This is a genomic window from Lysobacter enzymogenes, assembly GCF_017168095.1.
In the GTDB taxonomy this organism is placed as follows: Bacteria; Pseudomonadota; Gammaproteobacteria; order Xanthomonadales; family Xanthomonadaceae; genus Lysobacter; species Lysobacter enzymogenes_D.
Genome location: NZ_LXSD01000132.1, coordinates 1 through 15,798 on the forward strand (window position 1 = coordinate 1; position 15,798 = coordinate 15,798).

General features: G+C 70.0%; 16 protein-coding genes, 1 tRNA gene and 1 pseudogene. 15 read left to right on the plus strand and 3 right to left on the minus strand.

Features of this window, described 5'->3' with window-relative positions; translation table 11 throughout:
- Positions 1–1,331 (minus strand): polynucleotide adenylyltransferase PcnB (pcnB, locus tag A7A76_RS03585; RefSeq protein WP_206409907.1); only part of this gene is annotated, 1,331 nt, incomplete at its 3' end.
- Between the two features lie 159 nt (positions 1,332–1,490).
- Between pcnB and A7A76_RS03590 the strand changes: the two genes are divergently transcribed.
- From A7A76_RS03590 to A7A76_RS26230, 4 genes and pseudogenes are all read left to right on the plus strand, one after another.
- Positions 1,491–1,566: transfer RNA gene (locus A7A76_RS03590), tRNA-Glu, on the plus strand.
- A gap of 182 nt (positions 1,567–1,748) precedes the next feature.
- A complete protein-coding gene (gene fdxA / locus A7A76_RS03595; RefSeq protein ID WP_074865034.1) occupies positions 1,749–2,072 on the plus strand; it encodes a ferredoxin FdxA in 324 nt (107 codons plus the stop codon).
- A 127-nt stretch (positions 2,073–2,199) separates the two neighbouring features.
- Positions 2,200–2,829, plus strand: a complete 630-nt coding sequence (locus tag A7A76_RS03600) for a hypothetical protein (protein ID WP_206409908.1) — start codon at positions 2,200–2,202, stop codon at positions 2,827–2,829.
- Between the two features lie 10 nt (positions 2,830–2,839).
- Positions 2,840–2,896: pseudogene (locus A7A76_RS26230) on the plus strand (DUF6053 domain-containing protein); the annotation flags it as partial.
- Positions 2,897–3,040: 144 nt separating this feature from the next.
- Here A7A76_RS26230 and A7A76_RS03605 read toward each other — a convergent pair.
- Both A7A76_RS03605 and dapA read right to left on the minus strand, forming a co-directional pair.
- Positions 3,041–3,565 (minus strand): hypothetical protein, encoded by a 525-nt coding sequence (locus tag A7A76_RS03605; RefSeq protein ID WP_206409909.1) that lies wholly within the window; start codon positions 3,563–3,565, stop codon positions 3,041–3,043.
- A 19-nt stretch (positions 3,566–3,584) separates the two neighbouring features.
- Positions 3,585–4,490 (minus strand): 4-hydroxy-tetrahydrodipicolinate synthase, encoded by a 906-nt coding sequence (gene dapA / locus A7A76_RS03610; protein ID WP_206409910.1) that lies wholly within the window; start codon positions 4,488–4,490, stop codon positions 3,585–3,587.
- Between the two features lie 329 nt (positions 4,491–4,819).
- On the opposite strand from dapA, the gene A7A76_RS03615 reads away from it, so the two are divergent.
- The 11 genes from A7A76_RS03615 to kdpC all read left to right on the plus strand — a co-directional run bounded on the left by A7A76_RS03615 (position 4,820) and on the right by kdpC (position 15,585).
- Positions 4,820–5,380: a glycine cleavage system protein R gene (locus A7A76_RS03615; protein WP_206409911.1), complete on the plus strand. Its 561-nt coding sequence runs from the start codon at positions 4,820–4,822 to the stop codon at positions 5,378–5,380.
- Positions 5,381–5,396: 16 nt separating this feature from the next.
- On the plus strand, positions 5,397–5,882 hold the full coding sequence (locus A7A76_RS03620) for a peroxiredoxin (RefSeq protein WP_206409912.1): 486 nt from the start codon (positions 5,397–5,399) through the stop codon (positions 5,880–5,882).
- Between the two features lie 145 nt (positions 5,883–6,027).
- Complete coding sequence (locus A7A76_RS03625) at positions 6,028–7,425, plus strand: PhoH family protein (RefSeq protein ID WP_206409913.1); 1,398 nt, start codon at positions 6,028–6,030, stop codon at positions 7,423–7,425.
- Between the two features lie 3 nt (positions 7,426–7,428).
- Positions 7,429–8,112 (plus strand): DUF5625 family protein, encoded by a 684-nt coding sequence (locus tag A7A76_RS03630; RefSeq protein ID WP_206409914.1) that lies wholly within the window; start codon positions 7,429–7,431, stop codon positions 8,110–8,112.
- An 84-nt stretch (positions 8,113–8,196) separates the two neighbouring features.
- Positions 8,197–9,009, plus strand: coding sequence for a bifunctional hydroxymethylpyrimidine kinase/phosphomethylpyrimidine kinase (thiD, locus tag A7A76_RS03635; protein WP_206409915.1), 813 nt, complete (start codon positions 8,197–8,199; stop codon positions 9,007–9,009).
- A gap of 4 nt (positions 9,010–9,013) precedes the next feature.
- Positions 9,014–9,859 (plus strand): alpha/beta hydrolase family protein, encoded by an 846-nt coding sequence (locus A7A76_RS03640; RefSeq protein WP_206409916.1) that lies wholly within the window; start codon positions 9,014–9,016, stop codon positions 9,857–9,859.
- Positions 9,860–10,100: 241 nt separating this feature from the next.
- Positions 10,101–10,862, plus strand: a complete 762-nt coding sequence (locus tag A7A76_RS03645) for a TorF family putative porin (RefSeq protein WP_206409917.1) — start codon at positions 10,101–10,103, stop codon at positions 10,860–10,862.
- Positions 10,863–10,876: 14 nt separating this feature from the next.
- Positions 10,877–10,969, plus strand: coding sequence for a potassium-transporting ATPase subunit F (locus A7A76_RS03650; RefSeq protein WP_057948112.1), 93 nt, complete (start codon positions 10,877–10,879; stop codon positions 10,967–10,969).
- A 132-nt stretch (positions 10,970–11,101) separates the two neighbouring features.
- Positions 11,102–12,820 (plus strand): potassium-transporting ATPase subunit KdpA, encoded by a 1,719-nt coding sequence (kdpA, locus tag A7A76_RS03655; protein ID WP_206409918.1) that lies wholly within the window; start codon positions 11,102–11,104, stop codon positions 12,818–12,820.
- 11 nt (positions 12,821–12,831) lie between these two features.
- The gene (kdpB, locus tag A7A76_RS03660) at positions 12,832–14,895 is read left to right on the plus strand and encodes a potassium-transporting ATPase subunit KdpB (RefSeq protein ID WP_206409919.1); all 2,064 of its coding nucleotides are present in this window, start codon (positions 12,832–12,834) and stop codon (positions 14,893–14,895) included.
- A 78-nt stretch (positions 14,896–14,973) separates the two neighbouring features.
- Positions 14,974–15,585 (plus strand): potassium-transporting ATPase subunit KdpC, encoded by a 612-nt coding sequence (gene kdpC, locus A7A76_RS03665; protein WP_206409920.1) that lies wholly within the window; start codon positions 14,974–14,976, stop codon positions 15,583–15,585.
- Positions 15,586–15,798 lie beyond the last annotated feature (213 nt).

Sequence of the window (15,798 nt, forward strand, 5' to 3'; positions counted from 1 at the left end):
CGGCGCCGGCGGCGCTTGCGCGGGGCGCGGCCATCGCCGCCCTCCTCGTCGCCGCCGTCCTCGGCCGCGCGCGCCTGCGATTCCTGCTGGGCCAGCAATTCGTTGGGGTGCTGCTGGGCCTCGCGCCAGAACTCGACATCGGCCGAATGCTCGTCCGAGGCGGCCGTGCGCAGGCTCAGGAAATCGAACGCGGCGCGGAAGCGCGGATGCGACAACAGGCGGAACACACGCTTGCGCTGGCGCTGCTGGAAGCGCGACTGCAGCAGCCAGATCTCCTGCATCGGCAGCGAGAACCGGCGCGGCAGCGCGATCGTGGCGAGCTGGTGCAAGGTGACCCGGTCGGCCGCGCGGCGCTGCGCCTCGGCCGTGTGCACGCCTTGCGCCTGCAGGCCCATGAGGTCGCGGCAATACGCCGGCCACAGCAGCAGCGCGAACAGGAACGCCGGCGACACCGGCTCGTCGGCGGCCACGCGCGCGTCGGTGCCCTTCAGGCCTTCCAGCACCATGCGCCGCAGCGCGCCGCTGCGGTTGGACTTCAGCGCCGCGGCGCTTTCCGGCAGCAGCGCCGGCAGCAGGCCGTAGCGCTCCAGGCCGAGGAAGCTCTCCACCGCGTGGCCGGACAGGAACAGCTTGAGGCATTCCTCGAACAGGCGCGCCGGCGCGGCTTCGGCCAGCAGCGGCGCCAGGTGCGGGATCGGCTCGGCGGTGCCGCGCTCGATCTCGAAGCCGAGCTTGGCCGCCAGGCGCACCGCGCGCAGCATCCGCACCGGGTCTTCGCGGTAGCGCGTTTCCGGATCGCCGATCAGGCGCATCAAGCGGTTCTGCACGTCCTCGAAGCCGCCGACGTAGTCGCGCACCGAGAAATCCTCGACCGCGTAATACAGCGCGTTGGCGGTGAAGTCGCGGCGCACCGCGTCGTCCTCGATGCTGCCGTAGACGTTGTCGCGCAGCAGGCGGCCGCCGTCGTCGGTCTCGCGGTCGCCGCTGCCGTCGTCGCTGTTGGCGCGGAAGGTGGCGACTTCGATGATCTCGCGGCCGTAGACCACATGGGCCAGGCGGAAGCGGCGGCCGATCAGGCGGCAGTTGCGGAACAATCCCTTGACCTGCTCGGGCGTGGCGTCGGTGGCCACGTCGAAGTCCTTGGGATGGCCGCCGACCAGGATGTCGCGCACCGCGCCGCCCACCAGGTAGGCGCCGAAGCCGCTGTCGCGCAATCGGTACAGCACCCGCAAGGCATTGGGGCTGATGTCCTTGCGCGAGACATTGTGCTGGTCGCGCGGGATCACCCGCAGCGAGGTGGTAATCGGGGATGAGGAATTGTCGGCTTGCATCGAACGCGGACGCGCCGCCTTGTCTGGAAAGAAATTCGTGGGTCAGGCCGTTGCCGGAGGCTGCGGCGGCGCATATACTAGCAGGCCGCACAGGATTGAGAGACTGCGCGGTCCGCCAGGAAGCCTCCGGTCGCCGGAGCCCCCGCCGGACGCATCATCGCTCCCTTCGTCTAGAGGCCTAGGACGTGGCCCTCTCAAGGCTAAAACACGGGTTCGAATCCCGTAGGGAGCGCCATACCAGCGACTCGGTCGCAGAAAAAGCCCGCCTCGCGCGGGCTTTTTCGTTGTGGCGGCGCGCTCGCCGCGACGCCGCCGCGGCCGCGCCAGACGCCACGCGCGGCCTTGGGCGGGCGCGGCGCGAGTGGCTAAACTATCAACCGCCCGGCCTGCTCTACCGGACCACCACAGGACCCCGCCATGCCCTTCGTCGTCACCGAGAACTGCATCAAGTGCAAGTACACCGACTGCGTGGAGGTGTGCCCGGTGGACTGTTTCCACGAAGGCCCGAATTTCCTGGTGATCGATCCGGACGAGTGCATCGACTGCACCCTGTGCGAGCCCGAGTGCCCGATCAACGCGATCTACCCCGAGGACGACGTGCCGGCCGGCCAGGAAGGCTTCGTCGCCCTCAACGCCGAACTGGCCAAGGCCTGGCCGGTGATCACCACGCGCAAGGACGCCCTGGCCGACGCCAAGGACTGGGAAGGCAAGACCGGCAAGATCGACCTGCTCGAGCGCTGAGTCCGGCGCGGCCGCGCGCGCGGCCGCGGAAAAGTTCCGCAACGCCCTGAATTTCCCCGGTTTGCGGCGCGGATGCGTTCATCCGCGCGCGCCTAGACTGGCCGCGGTCTTCCTACGCCGCGCCGCCATGTCCAAGCTCCTGCCGTTCGGCCTGCTGCTCGCGTTGTGCCTCACCCCCGCCGCGACCGGCGCCCAGCACCGCGGCTTCGATCTTTCGCAGCTGGATCTGTCGCAACTGGATCTGTCGCGGCTGGACCCGGCCGCGATCATGGCCAGCGCCAACGACACCTTGATGCGCGCGCCCGACCAGCGCATCGACGGCCTGTTCCAGGCGCTGCGCAGCGCCTCGCGCGACCGCGGCGACGCCGCCACCCTGTGCGCCCTGTTCGACCCGAGCGCCGACCGCAGCGCGCAGGCGCTGATGGCGGCGGCGCAGCGGCTCAGTCCCGACAGCCACCAGCGCTTCGGCAATGCGCTGATCGAGATCGCCGCCAGCGGCCTGCAGAGCCCGCGCCAGCCCTACGACGCCGCCGGCGCCCGCCAGTCGCTGAAGTCGGCCGCGGCCAAGGCGATGATCCTGCACGACGGCTTCGGCGCCGGGCTCAACGCCGACGGCGCCGACGAGGCCTCGCGGCAGGCGCGCTGCCAGTCGTTCGCCTGGCTGCTCGACGCCCTCGGCGAGCAGCCGCTGGCGCAGCGCGCCGGGGCGATGCGGCTGATGTTGAACGAAGGCATGAGCCGGTTGGCGGTGCGCTGAGCTTCGGGCTGCGGCGATCCGGGACAAAAGCATCGGGCCTGAAGGCCCTCCCACAAGAGCGGGCTCGGCCGCGTCGCCGCCGGGCTCTTGTGGGAGGGCCTTCAGGCCCGATGCTCTCCGCTCAGCGACCGCAAATCCAACCTCCCCCAACGAAAACGGGCGCCCAGGGCGCCCGTTTCCGCATCCGGCCGCGACCGGCCGAGCGACTCGATCAACGCCCGCCGAGCGCCGCCTTCAGATCGGCGATCAGCTTGGTCGGGCCGGCGCCCGAGGCCGGCAGGCCGCGCGGGTCCACCGCCGAGACATAGGCGCCCGCTTCGACCGCGCTGACCCGGATCAGGAAGTTGCCGCCCTGGTAGTTGACGTCGTAGGCACCGAGCAGCTGGGCGCGGCTGGCGATGGTCAGGCCTTCGGTCTTGCCGAGGACTTCGCCGACCTTGTTGAAGGCGTCGTCGCGGTTGCCGCTGAGGGTGAAGCCCAGCGCCGAGGACGCCGGCGCGCCCGGCTGGGCCTGGACCGGACGGTTGGCCGAGGCGCTGGCCGAGCCGCCCGGGATCGCCATCGCGCCGTCGGTGCGCGGCAGGTCGAGGTCCGGCGGCACTTCCAGCGGACGGTTTTCCGGCGCTTCGGCATAGAGCTTGTTGCCCTTGCGGAACCAGCTGCAGCCCGACGTGGCGACCACCGCCAGCAGCAGACCGGCGACGACGGCACGGGACAAGGAAACGTTGGAACGCATGGGTATCTCCTGCAGGGATTCAGGCCGCGAGATCGGCGCGGCCAAGGTGTTCGAGTTCGGCGGCCAGCGCCGTCGTGTGGCGCAGCGCGTCGGCGTGCGCGGCCGACAGCGTCTGCAGCGGCAGGCGCAGGCCGTGGCCGAGGCCTTGCGCGGCCAGCAGCGCCTTGACCGGAATGGGGTTGGGTTCGACGCCGAGGAACTCGTAGGCCGGGCGCAGGCGCGCGTCCCAGGCCTCGGCCTCGGCGCGCTTGCCGGCGCGGGCCAGGTCGGCGAGGCGGCGGAACGCGGCCGGCATCGCGTTGGAGCCGACCGAGACGATGCCGTCGGCGCCGGCCAGCATGGCCCGGCACGCAGTCGGGTCGTCGCCGCTGAGCACGGCGAAGCCGTCGGACTTCAGCGCCAGCAGCTCGTTCATGCGCTGCGGGTCGGACACCGCTTCCTTGATGCCGACGATGCGCGGGTGCGCGGCCAGTTCGGCCACCGTGGCCGGCAGCAGGTCGCAGCCGGTGCGGCCGGGGACGTTGTAGAGCACGACCGGCAGCGCGCCGTCGTCGGCGATCGCGCGGTAGTGCGCGAGCAGGCCGGCCTGGGTCGGGCGCACGTAGGGCGGCGCCACCACCAGCGCCGCGTCGGCGCCGAGCGCGGCCACACGCCGGTTCAGTTCGATGGTCTTGGCGGTATTGGACTGGCCGGTGCCGGCCAGCACCGGGATGCGCCCGGCGACGAATTCCACCGCGCTGCGCAGCAGGGTGTCGTACTCGGCGTCGTACAGCGCCGCCGCCTCGCCGGTGGAGCCGGCGACCACGACTGCCTGGGTGCCGCCCTGCAGCTGTTTGGCCAGCAGCGAGCGCCAGGCGTCCAGGTCGAGTTCGGCCGACGCGGTGAACGGCGTCGCCAGCGCGGTGATGCTGCCGGTAAGTCGCAAGTTGGAACCCTGTGAGCTGGTGCGGCCGCGGGCGCGGTCGCGTGAGACGGTTGGAGCGGCTTGAAGCTGGGACGGATGGAACCGGGCGCGGCGTCCGCGGCGGCGCGAGCCCCGGGGCGGCCGGGCCGGCGCGGGTCGGTCGCTGCGGACCGCAGCGTATCGCCAAACCGGGTCTGCAGGCACGAAACCGCGCCTGCGGACGGCCATACACCGGGCGATGTTACTTGCGGCGCGAAAGCGCGGGCAAGTATGCTGACCCGCAGTCGCGTCCCGCGCCCGGGACGCCGTTCATTCTCCGAGCCGACATCGCTCCCCTTGCAGGCGCCGCCTTGACCGATTCCGCTTCCCGGCCGTCGCCGAACGATAACCACCTCCTGATCAACGCCTATACGACGCATCCGGAGTCGCCGCTGCTGTCGGTGACGCGCCGGATCGCCGATTCGGGCTGCAATCTCGTCGACGCGCGCCTGTCCACGGTCGGCCGCGACGTCTCGGTCACCGCCCTGGCCCAGGGGTCGTGGGACTCGGTCGCCAAGCTCGAGGCCATGCTGGCCCGGCTGGAGCGCGAGGAAGGCCTGAAGCTGGTGTGGTACCGCACCGGCGCCAAGCAGGTGCAATCCAACCTGCTGCCCTACATCGTCGAAGTCGTCGCCGCGGACAAGCCCGGCATCCTGTTCCAGCTGGCCGACTTCTTCGACCGCCAGGGCATCACCATCGAAAGCCTGCACTGCTCGCGCTACCGCGCGATGCAGACCGGGGCGGACATGTTCTCGGCCCAGATCACGATCGGCGTGCCCTCCAGCATGCACATCGCCGCGCTGCGCGACGATTTCCTCGAGTTCTGCGACCACCTGAACCTCGACGCCATCATGGATCCGATGAAGTTCTGACTGGTAAGTTTCCGACATGCTCGACACCGGCGATCGCGCTTACGGCGGCAAAGCCCCCAACTACGACCTGGCCCTGTCCAGCGGCGAGACGGTCAAGCTCAAGGACTACGCCGGCGGCTGGCTGGTGCTGTACTTCTATCCGAAGGACAGCACGCCCGGCTGCACCACCGAAGGTCTCGACTTCAACGCCCATCTGGCCAAGTTCAAGAAGCTCGGCGCCACCGTGCTGGGCGTGTCGCGCGATTCGGTCAAGTCGCACCAGAACTTCTGCGCCAAGCAGGGCTTCCAGTTCGACCTGGTCAGCGACAAGGACGAAACCTTGTGCAACGCCTTCGGCGTGATCAAGGAAAAATCGCTGTACGGCCGCAAGTACATGGGCGTGGAGCGCAGCACGTTCCTGATCGATCCGAAGGGCGTCATCGTGCAGTCATGGCGTCCGGTGAAAGTCGCCGGGCATGCCGAAGCCGTACTCGCCGCGCTCAAGGACCACGCCGCCCAGTGAGGCCGCCCCTTTTCCCGACGCGCCGCCGTCCCGCCCCGCGGGTCACGGCGGCGCCGCCGTGCGCGCGCGCCTGCGCGCCGGCGCGCAGCCACCCGATTCCCTTTCCCCCGGCGTGCCGCCACGCCACTCTCCCGCGGAGTTGTCGATGACACGAAGCAAGCGCATCTACGTGCTGGATACCAACGTGCTGATGCACGATCCCACCGCGCTGTTCAAATTCGAGGAGCACGACGTCTACCTGCCGATGCAGGTCATCGAAGAGCTCGACAACGGCAAGAAAGGCACCTCCGAAGCCAGCCGCAACGCGCGCCAGGTCAGCCGCTTCCTCAACGAGCTGATCGAGGCCGAAGGCACCGACAAGATTTCCAGCGGCATCTCGCTGGTGCGCCCGCAGGGGCTGCAGCTGCGCGGCGCGCAGAGCATCGGCAAGCTGCGCTTCCAGACCGATTCCTTCGACGCCGGCAAGCGCTTCGGCACGGTCATCCCGGACAACCACATCCTCGGCGCGGTGCTCGCGCTCAAGGAAAGCGAGCCGGGCGCGCCGGTGGTGCTGGTGTCCAAGGACATCAACCTGCGGATCAAGGCCTCGATCGCCGGGATCGTGTCGGAAGACTACGAGAACGACCGCGCCCTCGACGATTTCAGCCTGCTCTACACCGGCGCCACCGCGCTGCCGGACGATTTCTGGCAGCGCCACGGCAAGGACTTGAAGTCGTGGACCGAGAAGGGCCGCACCTTCTACGAGATCGCGCGCGCCGAGAACGACGACTGGTATCCCAACCAGTTCCTGTACCTGCCCGGCGACGACGAGTCCGAGCTCAAGGTCACCAAGGTCGGCGAAGAGCGCGTGACCTTGCAGATCGTCGACGACTTCCGCCATCACCAGCATTCGGTGTGGGGTATCGCCGCGCGCAACCGCGAACAGAACTTCGCGCTCAACGCGCTGATGGATCCGGAAATCGACTTCGTCACCCTGCTCGGCACCGCCGGCACCGGCAAGACCCTGCTGGCGCTGGCCGCGGGCCTGGCGCAGACGATGGACCAGCAGCGTTATCGCGAAATCATCATGACCCGCGCCACGGTCAGCGTCGGCGAGGACATCGGCTTCCTGCCCGGCACGGAAGAGGAAAAGATGACCCCGTGGATGGGCGCGCTGACCGACAACCTGGAAGTGCTGACCCACAACCAGGACGGCGGCGCCTGGGGCCGCGCGGCGACCAACGACCTGCTCGCCTCGCGGATCAAGATCCGTTCGATGAACTTCATGCGCGGCCGCACCTTCCTGAGCCGCTGGCTGATCCTGGACGAGGCGCAGAACCTGACGCCGAAGCAGATGAAGACCCTGATCACCCGCGCCGGCCCGGGCACCAAGATCGTCTGCCTGGGCAATGTCGAGCAGATCGACACGCCTTATCTGACCGAAACCACCTCGGGCCTGACCTACGCGGTCGACCGCTTCAAGGGCTGGGCGCACAGCGCGCACGTGACCCTGCGCCGCGGCGAGCGCTCGCGCCTGGCCGATTACGCCTCGGAAGTGCTGTAACCGATGCGGGCGACGACAGGGACGTTCTCGCGCGGGCTGCGATTCGCGCTGGCGGCTTTCGCGATCGCGCTGCTGGCGCGGATCGGTTTCGAGTTCTGGGCCGACGATCTGCAGGCCCAGCCGCTGGAGGACGCGCCGATCGCCGTCGCCGGCGGCGGCGCGCTGGACGCGCGCATCCGCCTGCGCGCGCGCGATTCCTATCGCCTGCAGTTGCTGTTCGTAATCCCGGCCGATGGCCGCGAGCGGCTGCGCAACCTGCTCGCCGAACCGGTGCGGCGCGACGGTCAGCAAGTCTCCGAGGGCGTGGTGGTGCCGCTGCGCTGGTCGCTCAGCGAGGCCGACAGCGGCCGCGTCGTCGCCCACGGCGAACCGCGGACCGAAGGCCTGGACGCCTGGAGCGGCGACACGTTCTGGCGCGAAGCGGCGAGCTTCGCCGCGCCGCCGGGCTGGTATCGGCTGCGGGTCCAGGCGACCCAGCCGGTGCCGGAACTGGCCGGCGTGACGACCCTGATCAACGTCGGCCTGCGGCCCAAGGCCAGCAGCAGCTGGCAGACCGAGTGGGCCTGGTTCGGGCGCCTGCTGTGCGTGTTCCTGGATCCGCTGCTGATGCTGGCGGCGTTGCTGCTGGCGTGGTTCGCCGGCCGCAGCTGGTGGGTCGCCCGACGCGCGGCCGCTGCGCCGGCCTGACGCGGGTTCGAAACAGCGCCGCCGCGCCGCGATGACGCCCGGATCGGCGCTGCCGTGCCGGGCGCTTTTCGCTACGCTTGCGCCATGAGCGCATCCTCCATCGTTTCCGCCCTGACCATCGCCGGTTCCGATTCCGGCGGCGGCGCCGGCATCCAGGCCGATCTCAAGACCTTCGCCGCGCACCGCGTGCACGGCCTCAGCGCGCTGGCCGCGCTGACCGCGCAGCACACCCGCGGCGTCAGCGCGGTGCACGTGCCCGACACCGGCTTCCTGCGCGCGCAGATCGACGCCTGCTTCGACGACTTCGACGTGCGCGCGGTCAAGCTCGGCATGCTCGCCACCGCCGAGGTCATCCACGCCGTCGCCGACGCGCTGGAGCATTACCGGCCGCAGTGGCTGGTGCTCGACCCGGTGATGGTCGCCACCTCCGGCGCGCGCCTGCTCGAACCCTCGGCGCTGGACGCACTGCGCACGCGGCTGTTGCCGCTGGCGAGCGTGGTCACCCCGAACCTGCCCGAAGCCGAATTGCTGATCGGCGCGCCGATCGCCGACCGCGACGCCATGCGCGCCGCGCTCGACGGCCTGTTCGCGCTCGGCGCGCGCGCGGTGCTGCTCAAGGGCGGCCACCTGCCCGGCGACGGCGACGTGGTCGATCTGTTCGCCGCGCCCGCCGCCGCGCCGCGCGAGATCGCGCACCCGCGTTTGCGCGTGGACGCGCACGGCACCGGCTGCACGCTGGCTTCGGCGGTCGCGGCGAATCTGTGCCTGGGCCGCTCGTTGGAAGACGCCAGCGTCGCGGCGGCCGACTACGTCCACCTCGCCTTGCGCCAGGGCTACCGGCCGGGCCGCGGCGAGGTGCTGGTGCTCGATCACTTCGGCGCCGCGCCGCATGGCTGAGCCGATGCGCATCGAAGCACGCCCGCTCGCCGCCAGCGACGGCCACCGCTGGTCGCTGGCCTGCACGCTCCCGCCCGAACCCCGAGCCAGCCTGCTGTGGCTGCCGGCGCTGGGCGTGGCCGCGCGCCACTACCAAGCCTTCGCCGACGCGCTGGCCGCGCGCGGCGTCGCCGTGTTCGTACACGAGTGGCGCGGCAACGGCAGCAGCAGCCTGCGCGCGAGCCGCGACAAGGATTGGGGCTATCGCGAGTTGCTGCTCGACGATCTTCCGGTCAGCGACGCCGAAGTCGCCGCCCTGTTGCCCGGCGTGCCGCGCATCGTCGGCGGCCACAGCCTCGGCGGGCAGATGGCCTGCATGCGCCTGGGCCTGGCCGCGTTGAACGACGATCCGAACATTCCGACCTCGCTGTGGCTGGCCGCCAGCGGCGCACCGTATTGGCCGACCTGGCCGATGCCGCGGCGTCTGGCGATGCCGCTGATCTACCGCTTCCTGCCGTGGCTGGCCCAGGTCAACGGCACCCTGCCCGGCCGCCGCATCGGCTTCGGCGGCACCGAGGCGCGCAGCCTGATCCGCGACTGGGGCCGCACCGCGCTGAGCGGCGCATACGCGGCGCGCGGAATCGAAGCGGATATGGAAGCCGGCATGACGCAAGTGCGCGTCGAAGCGCGCGCGGTGCGCATGACCGACGATTGGCTGGTGCCGCGCGCGTCGCAGGATTTCCTGCTCGGCAAGCTGCCGCTGGCGCAGGTCGAAACGACGGAACTGGACGCGCGCGAACTGGGCGTTCGCGCCGATCACTTCGCCTGGATGAAGCGGCCCGAGGCCGTAGTCGCCGCGCTGCTGCGCTAGCTCCCTGCAGGAGCGGCGCGAGCCGCGACCGCGATACCGCACAAACGACGCAAGCTGCCATCCCGCGGTCGCGGCTCGCGCCGCTCCTACAGGGGGCGCCCGGCATTTACGCCGCCGGCGCGATCTTTTACGCCGAATTTACGCGGCGACGCCGATCACGAAATAGCGGCTTTACGCCCAAGCTTCCGAGAATGAACACGTGGCCGAACCGGCCTCGTTCACCCATTCTGCGGATACTTCCATGTCGTCGTCGCACCACCTGTTCCGTCGCCGCGAGGCCGCCGCACCGTTGCTGCTGGCCGTTTGCGCCGGCGTCGGCCTGCTCGCGCTCGGCGCGAACGCGCGGGCCGAGCAAACGCCCTCGTCCGGGCAGCCCGCGTTCACCCTCAGCGGCTCGGCCGCGCTGACCAGCGACTACGTCTGGCGCGGCAGCTCGCAGAGCCAGGGCGACCCGGCCGCGCAGGTCGGCTTCAAGGCCGCGCATCGCAGCGGCTTCTACGCCTCGGTCTGGGGCTCCGGCGTCGAATTCGCCCCGGAAACCCACGCCAGCAGCGAACTCGATTTCAGCGTCGGCTGGGCCGGCAAGATCGCCCCGGACTGGGCCCTGGACCTCAACGTCCTGCACTACCGCTACCCGTCCACCGCGGTCGATCTGAGCTGGACCGAGCTCAACGGCACGGCGACCTGGCGCGACAACTACTGGCTGTCGCTGGCGTATTCCAACGAAGCGCTCGGCAGCAAGGACCGCGGCATCTATTCGCAGCTCGGCGCGCGCTTCCCGGTCAACGACACGCTGCGTTTCGAAGCCGCAGTCGGCCATTACTTCCTCGACGACGTCTACGGCCGCAGCTACACCCACGGCCAGCTCAGCGCGATCTGGGCGTTCAAGAGCCCGTTCGAACTGCGCGTGACCGCGCACGGCACCGACCGCAACGCCGAGCGGATCTTCGGCGATTCCCTGGCCGGCTCGCGCGTGGAAGCCGCGATCCAGGCGTCCTTCTGACAGGAGACACGACCATGCCCGGCTGGCTTTCGATGCTGTGCGCGATCTCGGTCCTGGTGGCCGCTGCGTACCTGCTCTACGTCGTGCTGCGCCCCGAGGATTTCTGACGGCGCGCCCGCGACGCGCGGAGCGCGTCGCGGTTCCACTTTCCCGCGCGCTTTCGCGTTCCAGCGAAGGCGCGCCGGGCCCAATCCGCGCCGGATGCGCGGGCTGCGCCCCACCACCTTCCGGTGTTCGTCATGATCGAAATCTTCCTGGTCTTCGCCCTGGCCGTCGGCCTGGGCTGGCCGCTGGGCCTGTATCTGGCGCGGGTCATGCGCGGCGACCGCTCGCGCCTGGACCCGCTGTTCATGCCGCTCGAACGCGCGCTCTACCGCGCGCTGGGCACCGACCCGGCGCGCGGCATGAGCTGGCGCGGCTATGCGCTGGCGTTCTTGCTCAGCAACGCGGTGCTCGCGCTCGCGGTCTGGGCCTTGTTCATGACCCAGGCCTGGCTGCCGTTCAATCCCGACGCCGTGCCGAACATGCGCTGGGACACCGCGCTGCACACCATGGTGTCCTTCCTCACCAACACCAACCAGCAGCACTACTCCGGCCAGGCGCAGCTGAGCTATCTGTCGCAGATGGTCGGCATCGTCGGCCTGCAGGTGGTGACGCCGATGATGGGGCTGGCGATCGTGGTCGCGACCTTGCGCGGCCTGTTCGGCGGCCGCCAGGCGATGGCCGAGCCGGGCGCGGCGGCGCGCGAGGGCGAAACCCGCGACCTCGGCAATTACTGGGTCGACGTCACCCGCGCCACGCTGCGCTTCATGATTCCGCTGTGCCTGCTGTGGGCGGCGCTGCTGACGTGGCAGGGCGTGCCCTCGACCTTGCAGAGCGGTGCGACGATTTCGCCCCTGGACCAGAGCGTCGAGCTGAAACAACAGAAGATTCCGGTCGGGCCTGTCGCGGCCATGGTCGCGGCCAAGCAGCTCGGCACCAACGGCGGCGGCTGGTACGGCCCCAACAGCACGGTCGCGCTGGAAAACCCGACGCCGTTTTCGAACCTGATCGAAACCCTCGCGCTGATCCTGATCCCGGTCGCGGTGACCTTCATGATCGGCCCGTTCACCGGCCGGCGCAGGCTCACCGCGCTGGTGTTCGGCAGCATGCTGCTGATGTCGACCGTCTCCACCGGCCTGTCGGTGTGGTCGGAAGCGCATTCGGCCACCAGCGCCGACGCCGCGCTGATGGAAGGCAAGGAAACCCGCTTCGGCGCCGGCGATTCGGCGCTGTGGTCGGCGCTGACCACGCAGAGCAGCAACGGTTCGGTCAACGCCATGCACGATTCGCTGGCGCCGCTGACCGGCGGCGTGGCGATGGTCAACATGCTGATCAACGCGATCTGGGGCGGCATCGGCTGCGGCCTGCAGCAATTCCTGGTCTATCTGCTGCTGTCGGTGTTCCTGGCCGGCCTGATGACCGGGCGCACGCCGGAACTGTTCGGGCGCAAGATCGAAGCGCCCGAAGTGCGCCTGCTGGCCCTGCTGATCCTGCTGCAGCCGCTGGTGGTGCTGGGCTTCAGCGCGATCGCGCTGGCGATCCCTTCGATCACCGGCAACTCCAATCCGGGCTTCCACGGCATCGGCCAGGTGTTCTACGAGTACACCTCGGCGTTCGCCAACAACGGTTCGGGTTTCGAAGGGCTCGGCGACGCGACCTACTGGTGGAACCTGAGCTGCGCCGCGGTGCTGGCGCTGGGCCGCTACCCCGCGCTGATCGTGCCGCTGGCGGTGGCCGGCCTGCTCGCGCGCAAGCGCGTGGCGCCGGAAAGCGGCGGCACCCTGCACGCGGAAACGCCGACCTTCGCGCTGACCCTGATCGCGGTGATCGTGATCCTGACCGTCCTGCAATTCATGCCTGCGCTGGTGCTCGGCCCGATCGCCGACCACCTCACGCTCGCAACCAAGGCTCTGTGAGGTAAAGCCTTATGAACAACAACCAATCGCATCTGGGCGTACAGCGCCGCAGCGGCGCCGTCGCCGGCCTGGACGCCGCCGGCCTGCGCGCGGCGATCCGCGAATCCTTCGTCAAGCTCGCCCCGCACCACGCCGTGCGCAGCCCGATCATGGCCGTGGTCCTGCTCGGCACCGTGCTGTCGGCGCTGATCACGGTCTTCGTTCCCGGCAACACGGCGTTCGGCGCCGCGGTCACGGCGATCTTGTTCGTGACCGTGCTGTTCGCCAACTTCGCCGAAGCCGTGGCCGAAGCGCGCGGCCGCGGCCAGGCCGCCTCGCTGCGCGCCGCGCGCCGCGATCTGGTGGCGCGCAAGCTCGACACCGTCGGCCGCAACGAAACCCGCGTCGCCGCGTCCACGCTCAAGCCCGGCGACCGCGTCATCGTTTCGGCCGGCGAGCTGATCCCGGCCGACGGCGAAATCGTCAAGGGCCTGGCCACGATCAATGAATCGGCAGTCACCGGCGAATCCGCGCCGGTGCTGCGCGAGTCCGGCACCGACCGTTCCGGCGTGATCGGCGGCACCAAGGTGCTGTCGGACGAAATCGTGGTCGAAGTCAGCGCCGAGCCCGGCCAGAGCTTCCTCGACCGCATGATCGCGCTGGTGGAAGGCGCCAACCGGCAGAAGACCCCGAACGAAATCGCCCTGACCATGCTGCTGGCGGCGATGACCCTGACCTTCCTGATCGTGGTCGCCACCTTGCCGTTCTTCGCCGGCTTCGTCGGCGCCAGGCTCGACCCGCTGCTACTGATCGCGCTGCTGGTGTGCCTGATCCCGACCACCATCGGCGGCCTGCTGCCGGCCATCGGCATCGCCGGCATGAACCGCGCGCTGTCGGCCAACGTGCTGGCGAAATCCGGCAAGGCGGTGGAAGTGGCCGGCGACGTCGACGTGCTGCTGCTCGACAAGACCGGCACCATCACCTTCGGCGACCGCCAGGCCACCGCGTTCCATCCGCTCGCCGGCGTCGACCGCTCGCAGTTGCGCGACGCCGCCCTGCTCGCCTCGCTCGCCGATCCGACCCCGGAAGGCAAGTCGATCGTGCGCCTGGCGCGCGAGCAGCACAGCGCGGTGCCGGAACCCGAGCGCGCCGACTACATCCAGTTCACCGCGCAGACGCGCATGTCCGGCGTCGATCTGCCCGAAGAGTATCCGGGCGGCGCGCGCGCGATCCGCAAGGGCGCGGGCGACTCCATCGGCAACTACGTGCGCTCGCTCGGCGGCGAGGTCGCGCCGGAGCTGGCCGCGCGCATTGAGCAGGTCGCGCGCGGCGGCGCCACCCCGCTGGTGGTGGCCGAAGGCCGCTACGTGCTCGGCGTGGTCGAGCTGTCGGACGTGGTCAAGCATGGGGTCAAGGAACGCTTCGCGCGGCTGCGGGCGATGGGCGTGCGCACGGTGATGATCACCGGCGACAACCCGCTGACCGCCGCGGCGATCGCCGCCGAAGCCGGCGTGGACGACTACATCGCCGAAGCCCGACCCGAGGACAAGCTCGCCCGCATCCGCGCCGAGCAGGCCGGCGGCCGGCTGGTGGCGATGGTCGGCGACGGCACCAACGACGCCCCGGCGCTGGCCCAGGCCGACGTCGGCCTGGCGATGAACTCCGGCACCCAGGCGGCCAAGGAAGCCGGCAACATGGTCGATCTGGATTCGGATCCGGCCAAGCTGCTGGCGGTGGTCGAAGTCGGCAAGCAGCAGCTGATCACCCGCGGCGCGCTGACCACGTTCTCGCTGGCCAACGACGTGTCGAAGTATTTCGCGATCCTGCCGGCGCTGTTCGCCGCGGCGATCCCGCAGATGGCCGCGCTCAACATCATGCACCTGTCGAGCCCGACCAACGCGGTGCTGGCCGCGCTGATCTTCAACGCCATCATCATCCCCGCGCTGATCCCGCTGGCCCTGGCCGGCGTGCGCTTCAAGCCGGCCACCGCGGTCGCGCTGCTGCGCCGGAACATGCTGGTCTACGGCCTGGGCGGCGTAGTGCTGCCGTTCGCCGCGATCAAGCTCATCGACATGGCCTTGTCCGCAATCGTCTGACTCGACCAAGCCCCTCTCCCGCTTGCGGGAGAGGGATTGGGGTGAGGGCCCAGCCCTCGCAAACAAAGGAACACCGACATGACCACCCAACCCACCTGCGCCACCAGCATCGACGACCGCCAATCCCTGCGCGCGCCGCTGCTCTACGCCGTCGTCTCGCTGATCGGCTTCGGCCTGGCCTATTCGCTGGCCGGCACCGCGATCGGCCGGGTCGCGTTCCCCGCGCAAGCCGCCGGCTCGATCGTCGAATACGACGGCCGCGCCGTCGGCTCGGCGCTGGTCGCGCAACCCTTCGCCGACGCGCGCTATTTCCAGCCGCGCCCGTCCGCCGCCAAGTACGACCCGATGTCGGCCTCCGGCAGCAACCAGGCGCGCAGCAATCCCGACCTGCGCAAGCGCCTGGCCGAAGAAACCGCGGCCATCGCCCAGCGCGAAGGCATCGCCGAAAGCGCGGTGCCGGCCGAGCTGGCGACCCAATCCGGCGGCGGCCTGGACCCGCACATCTCGCCGCGCTCGGCCCAGGTGCAGGCCGCGCGCGTGGCCAAGGCGCGCGGGCTCGAAGCGGCCCAGGTCGAAGCGCTGATCGCGCAGCACACCGAAGCTCCGCAGTTCGGCATGCTCGGCGAACCGCGCGTCAATGTGCTCGAGCTCAATCTGGCTTTGGATGCGGCCGCATCGACGAAACGCTGACGCGTTGCCCAAGAACCGCATCGCGAGTAGTTTTCGCCGCTGCGCCGCCGCTTCTGCTTTTTGCTCCCCCCGCCGCCCCGAACTCGCCACGGGCAATCAGAGACCCGAAGGGCGGCGCGCACGATGCGCGCCGTGCGCCACCCAGGCCAGGGATGGCCTGTGTGGCGCATCCCTGCGCAGGCTCCGAACGATAGTGGCTCTTGATTCGAAGAC

Excerpts from the sequence above, each read along its gene's own strand:
- kdpA (WP_206409918.1), top strand. The coding sequence starts at position 11,102 with ATGATCGAAATCTTCCTGGTCTTCGCCCTGGCCGTCGGCCTGGGCTGG.
- A7A76_RS03630 (WP_206409914.1), top strand. The coding sequence starts at position 7,429 with ATGCGGGCGACGACAGGGACGTTCTCGCGCGGGCTGCGATTCGCGCTG.
- kdpC (WP_206409920.1), top strand. The coding sequence starts at position 14,974 with ATGACCACCCAACCCACCTGCGCCACCAGCATCGACGACCGCCAATCC.
- A7A76_RS03625 (WP_206409913.1), top strand. The coding sequence starts at position 6,028 with ATGACACGAAGCAAGCGCATCTACGTGCTGGATACCAACGTGCTGATG.
- kdpB (WP_206409919.1), top strand. The coding sequence starts at position 12,832 with ATGAACAACAACCAATCGCATCTGGGCGTACAGCGCCGCAGCGGCGCC.
- A7A76_RS03640 (WP_206409916.1), top strand. The coding sequence starts at position 9,014 with ATGCGCATCGAAGCACGCCCGCTCGCCGCCAGCGACGGCCACCGCTGG.
- thiD (WP_206409915.1), top strand. The coding sequence starts at position 8,197 with ATGAGCGCATCCTCCATCGTTTCCGCCCTGACCATCGCCGGTTCCGAT.
- A7A76_RS03605 (WP_206409909.1), bottom strand. The coding sequence starts at position 3,565 with ATGCGTTCCAACGTTTCCTTGTCCCGTGCCGTCGTCGCCGGTCTGCTG.
- A7A76_RS03650 (WP_057948112.1), top strand. The coding sequence starts at position 10,877 with ATGCCCGGCTGGCTTTCGATGCTGTGCGCGATCTCGGTCCTGGTGGCC.
- fdxA (WP_074865034.1), top strand. The coding sequence starts at position 1,749 with ATGCCCTTCGTCGTCACCGAGAACTGCATCAAGTGCAAGTACACCGAC.
- A7A76_RS03600 (WP_206409908.1), top strand. The coding sequence starts at position 2,200 with ATGTCCAAGCTCCTGCCGTTCGGCCTGCTGCTCGCGTTGTGCCTCACC.
- A7A76_RS03620 (WP_206409912.1), top strand. The coding sequence starts at position 5,397 with ATGCTCGACACCGGCGATCGCGCTTACGGCGGCAAAGCCCCCAACTAC.
- A7A76_RS03645 (WP_206409917.1), top strand. The coding sequence starts at position 10,101 with ATGTCGTCGTCGCACCACCTGTTCCGTCGCCGCGAGGCCGCCGCACCG.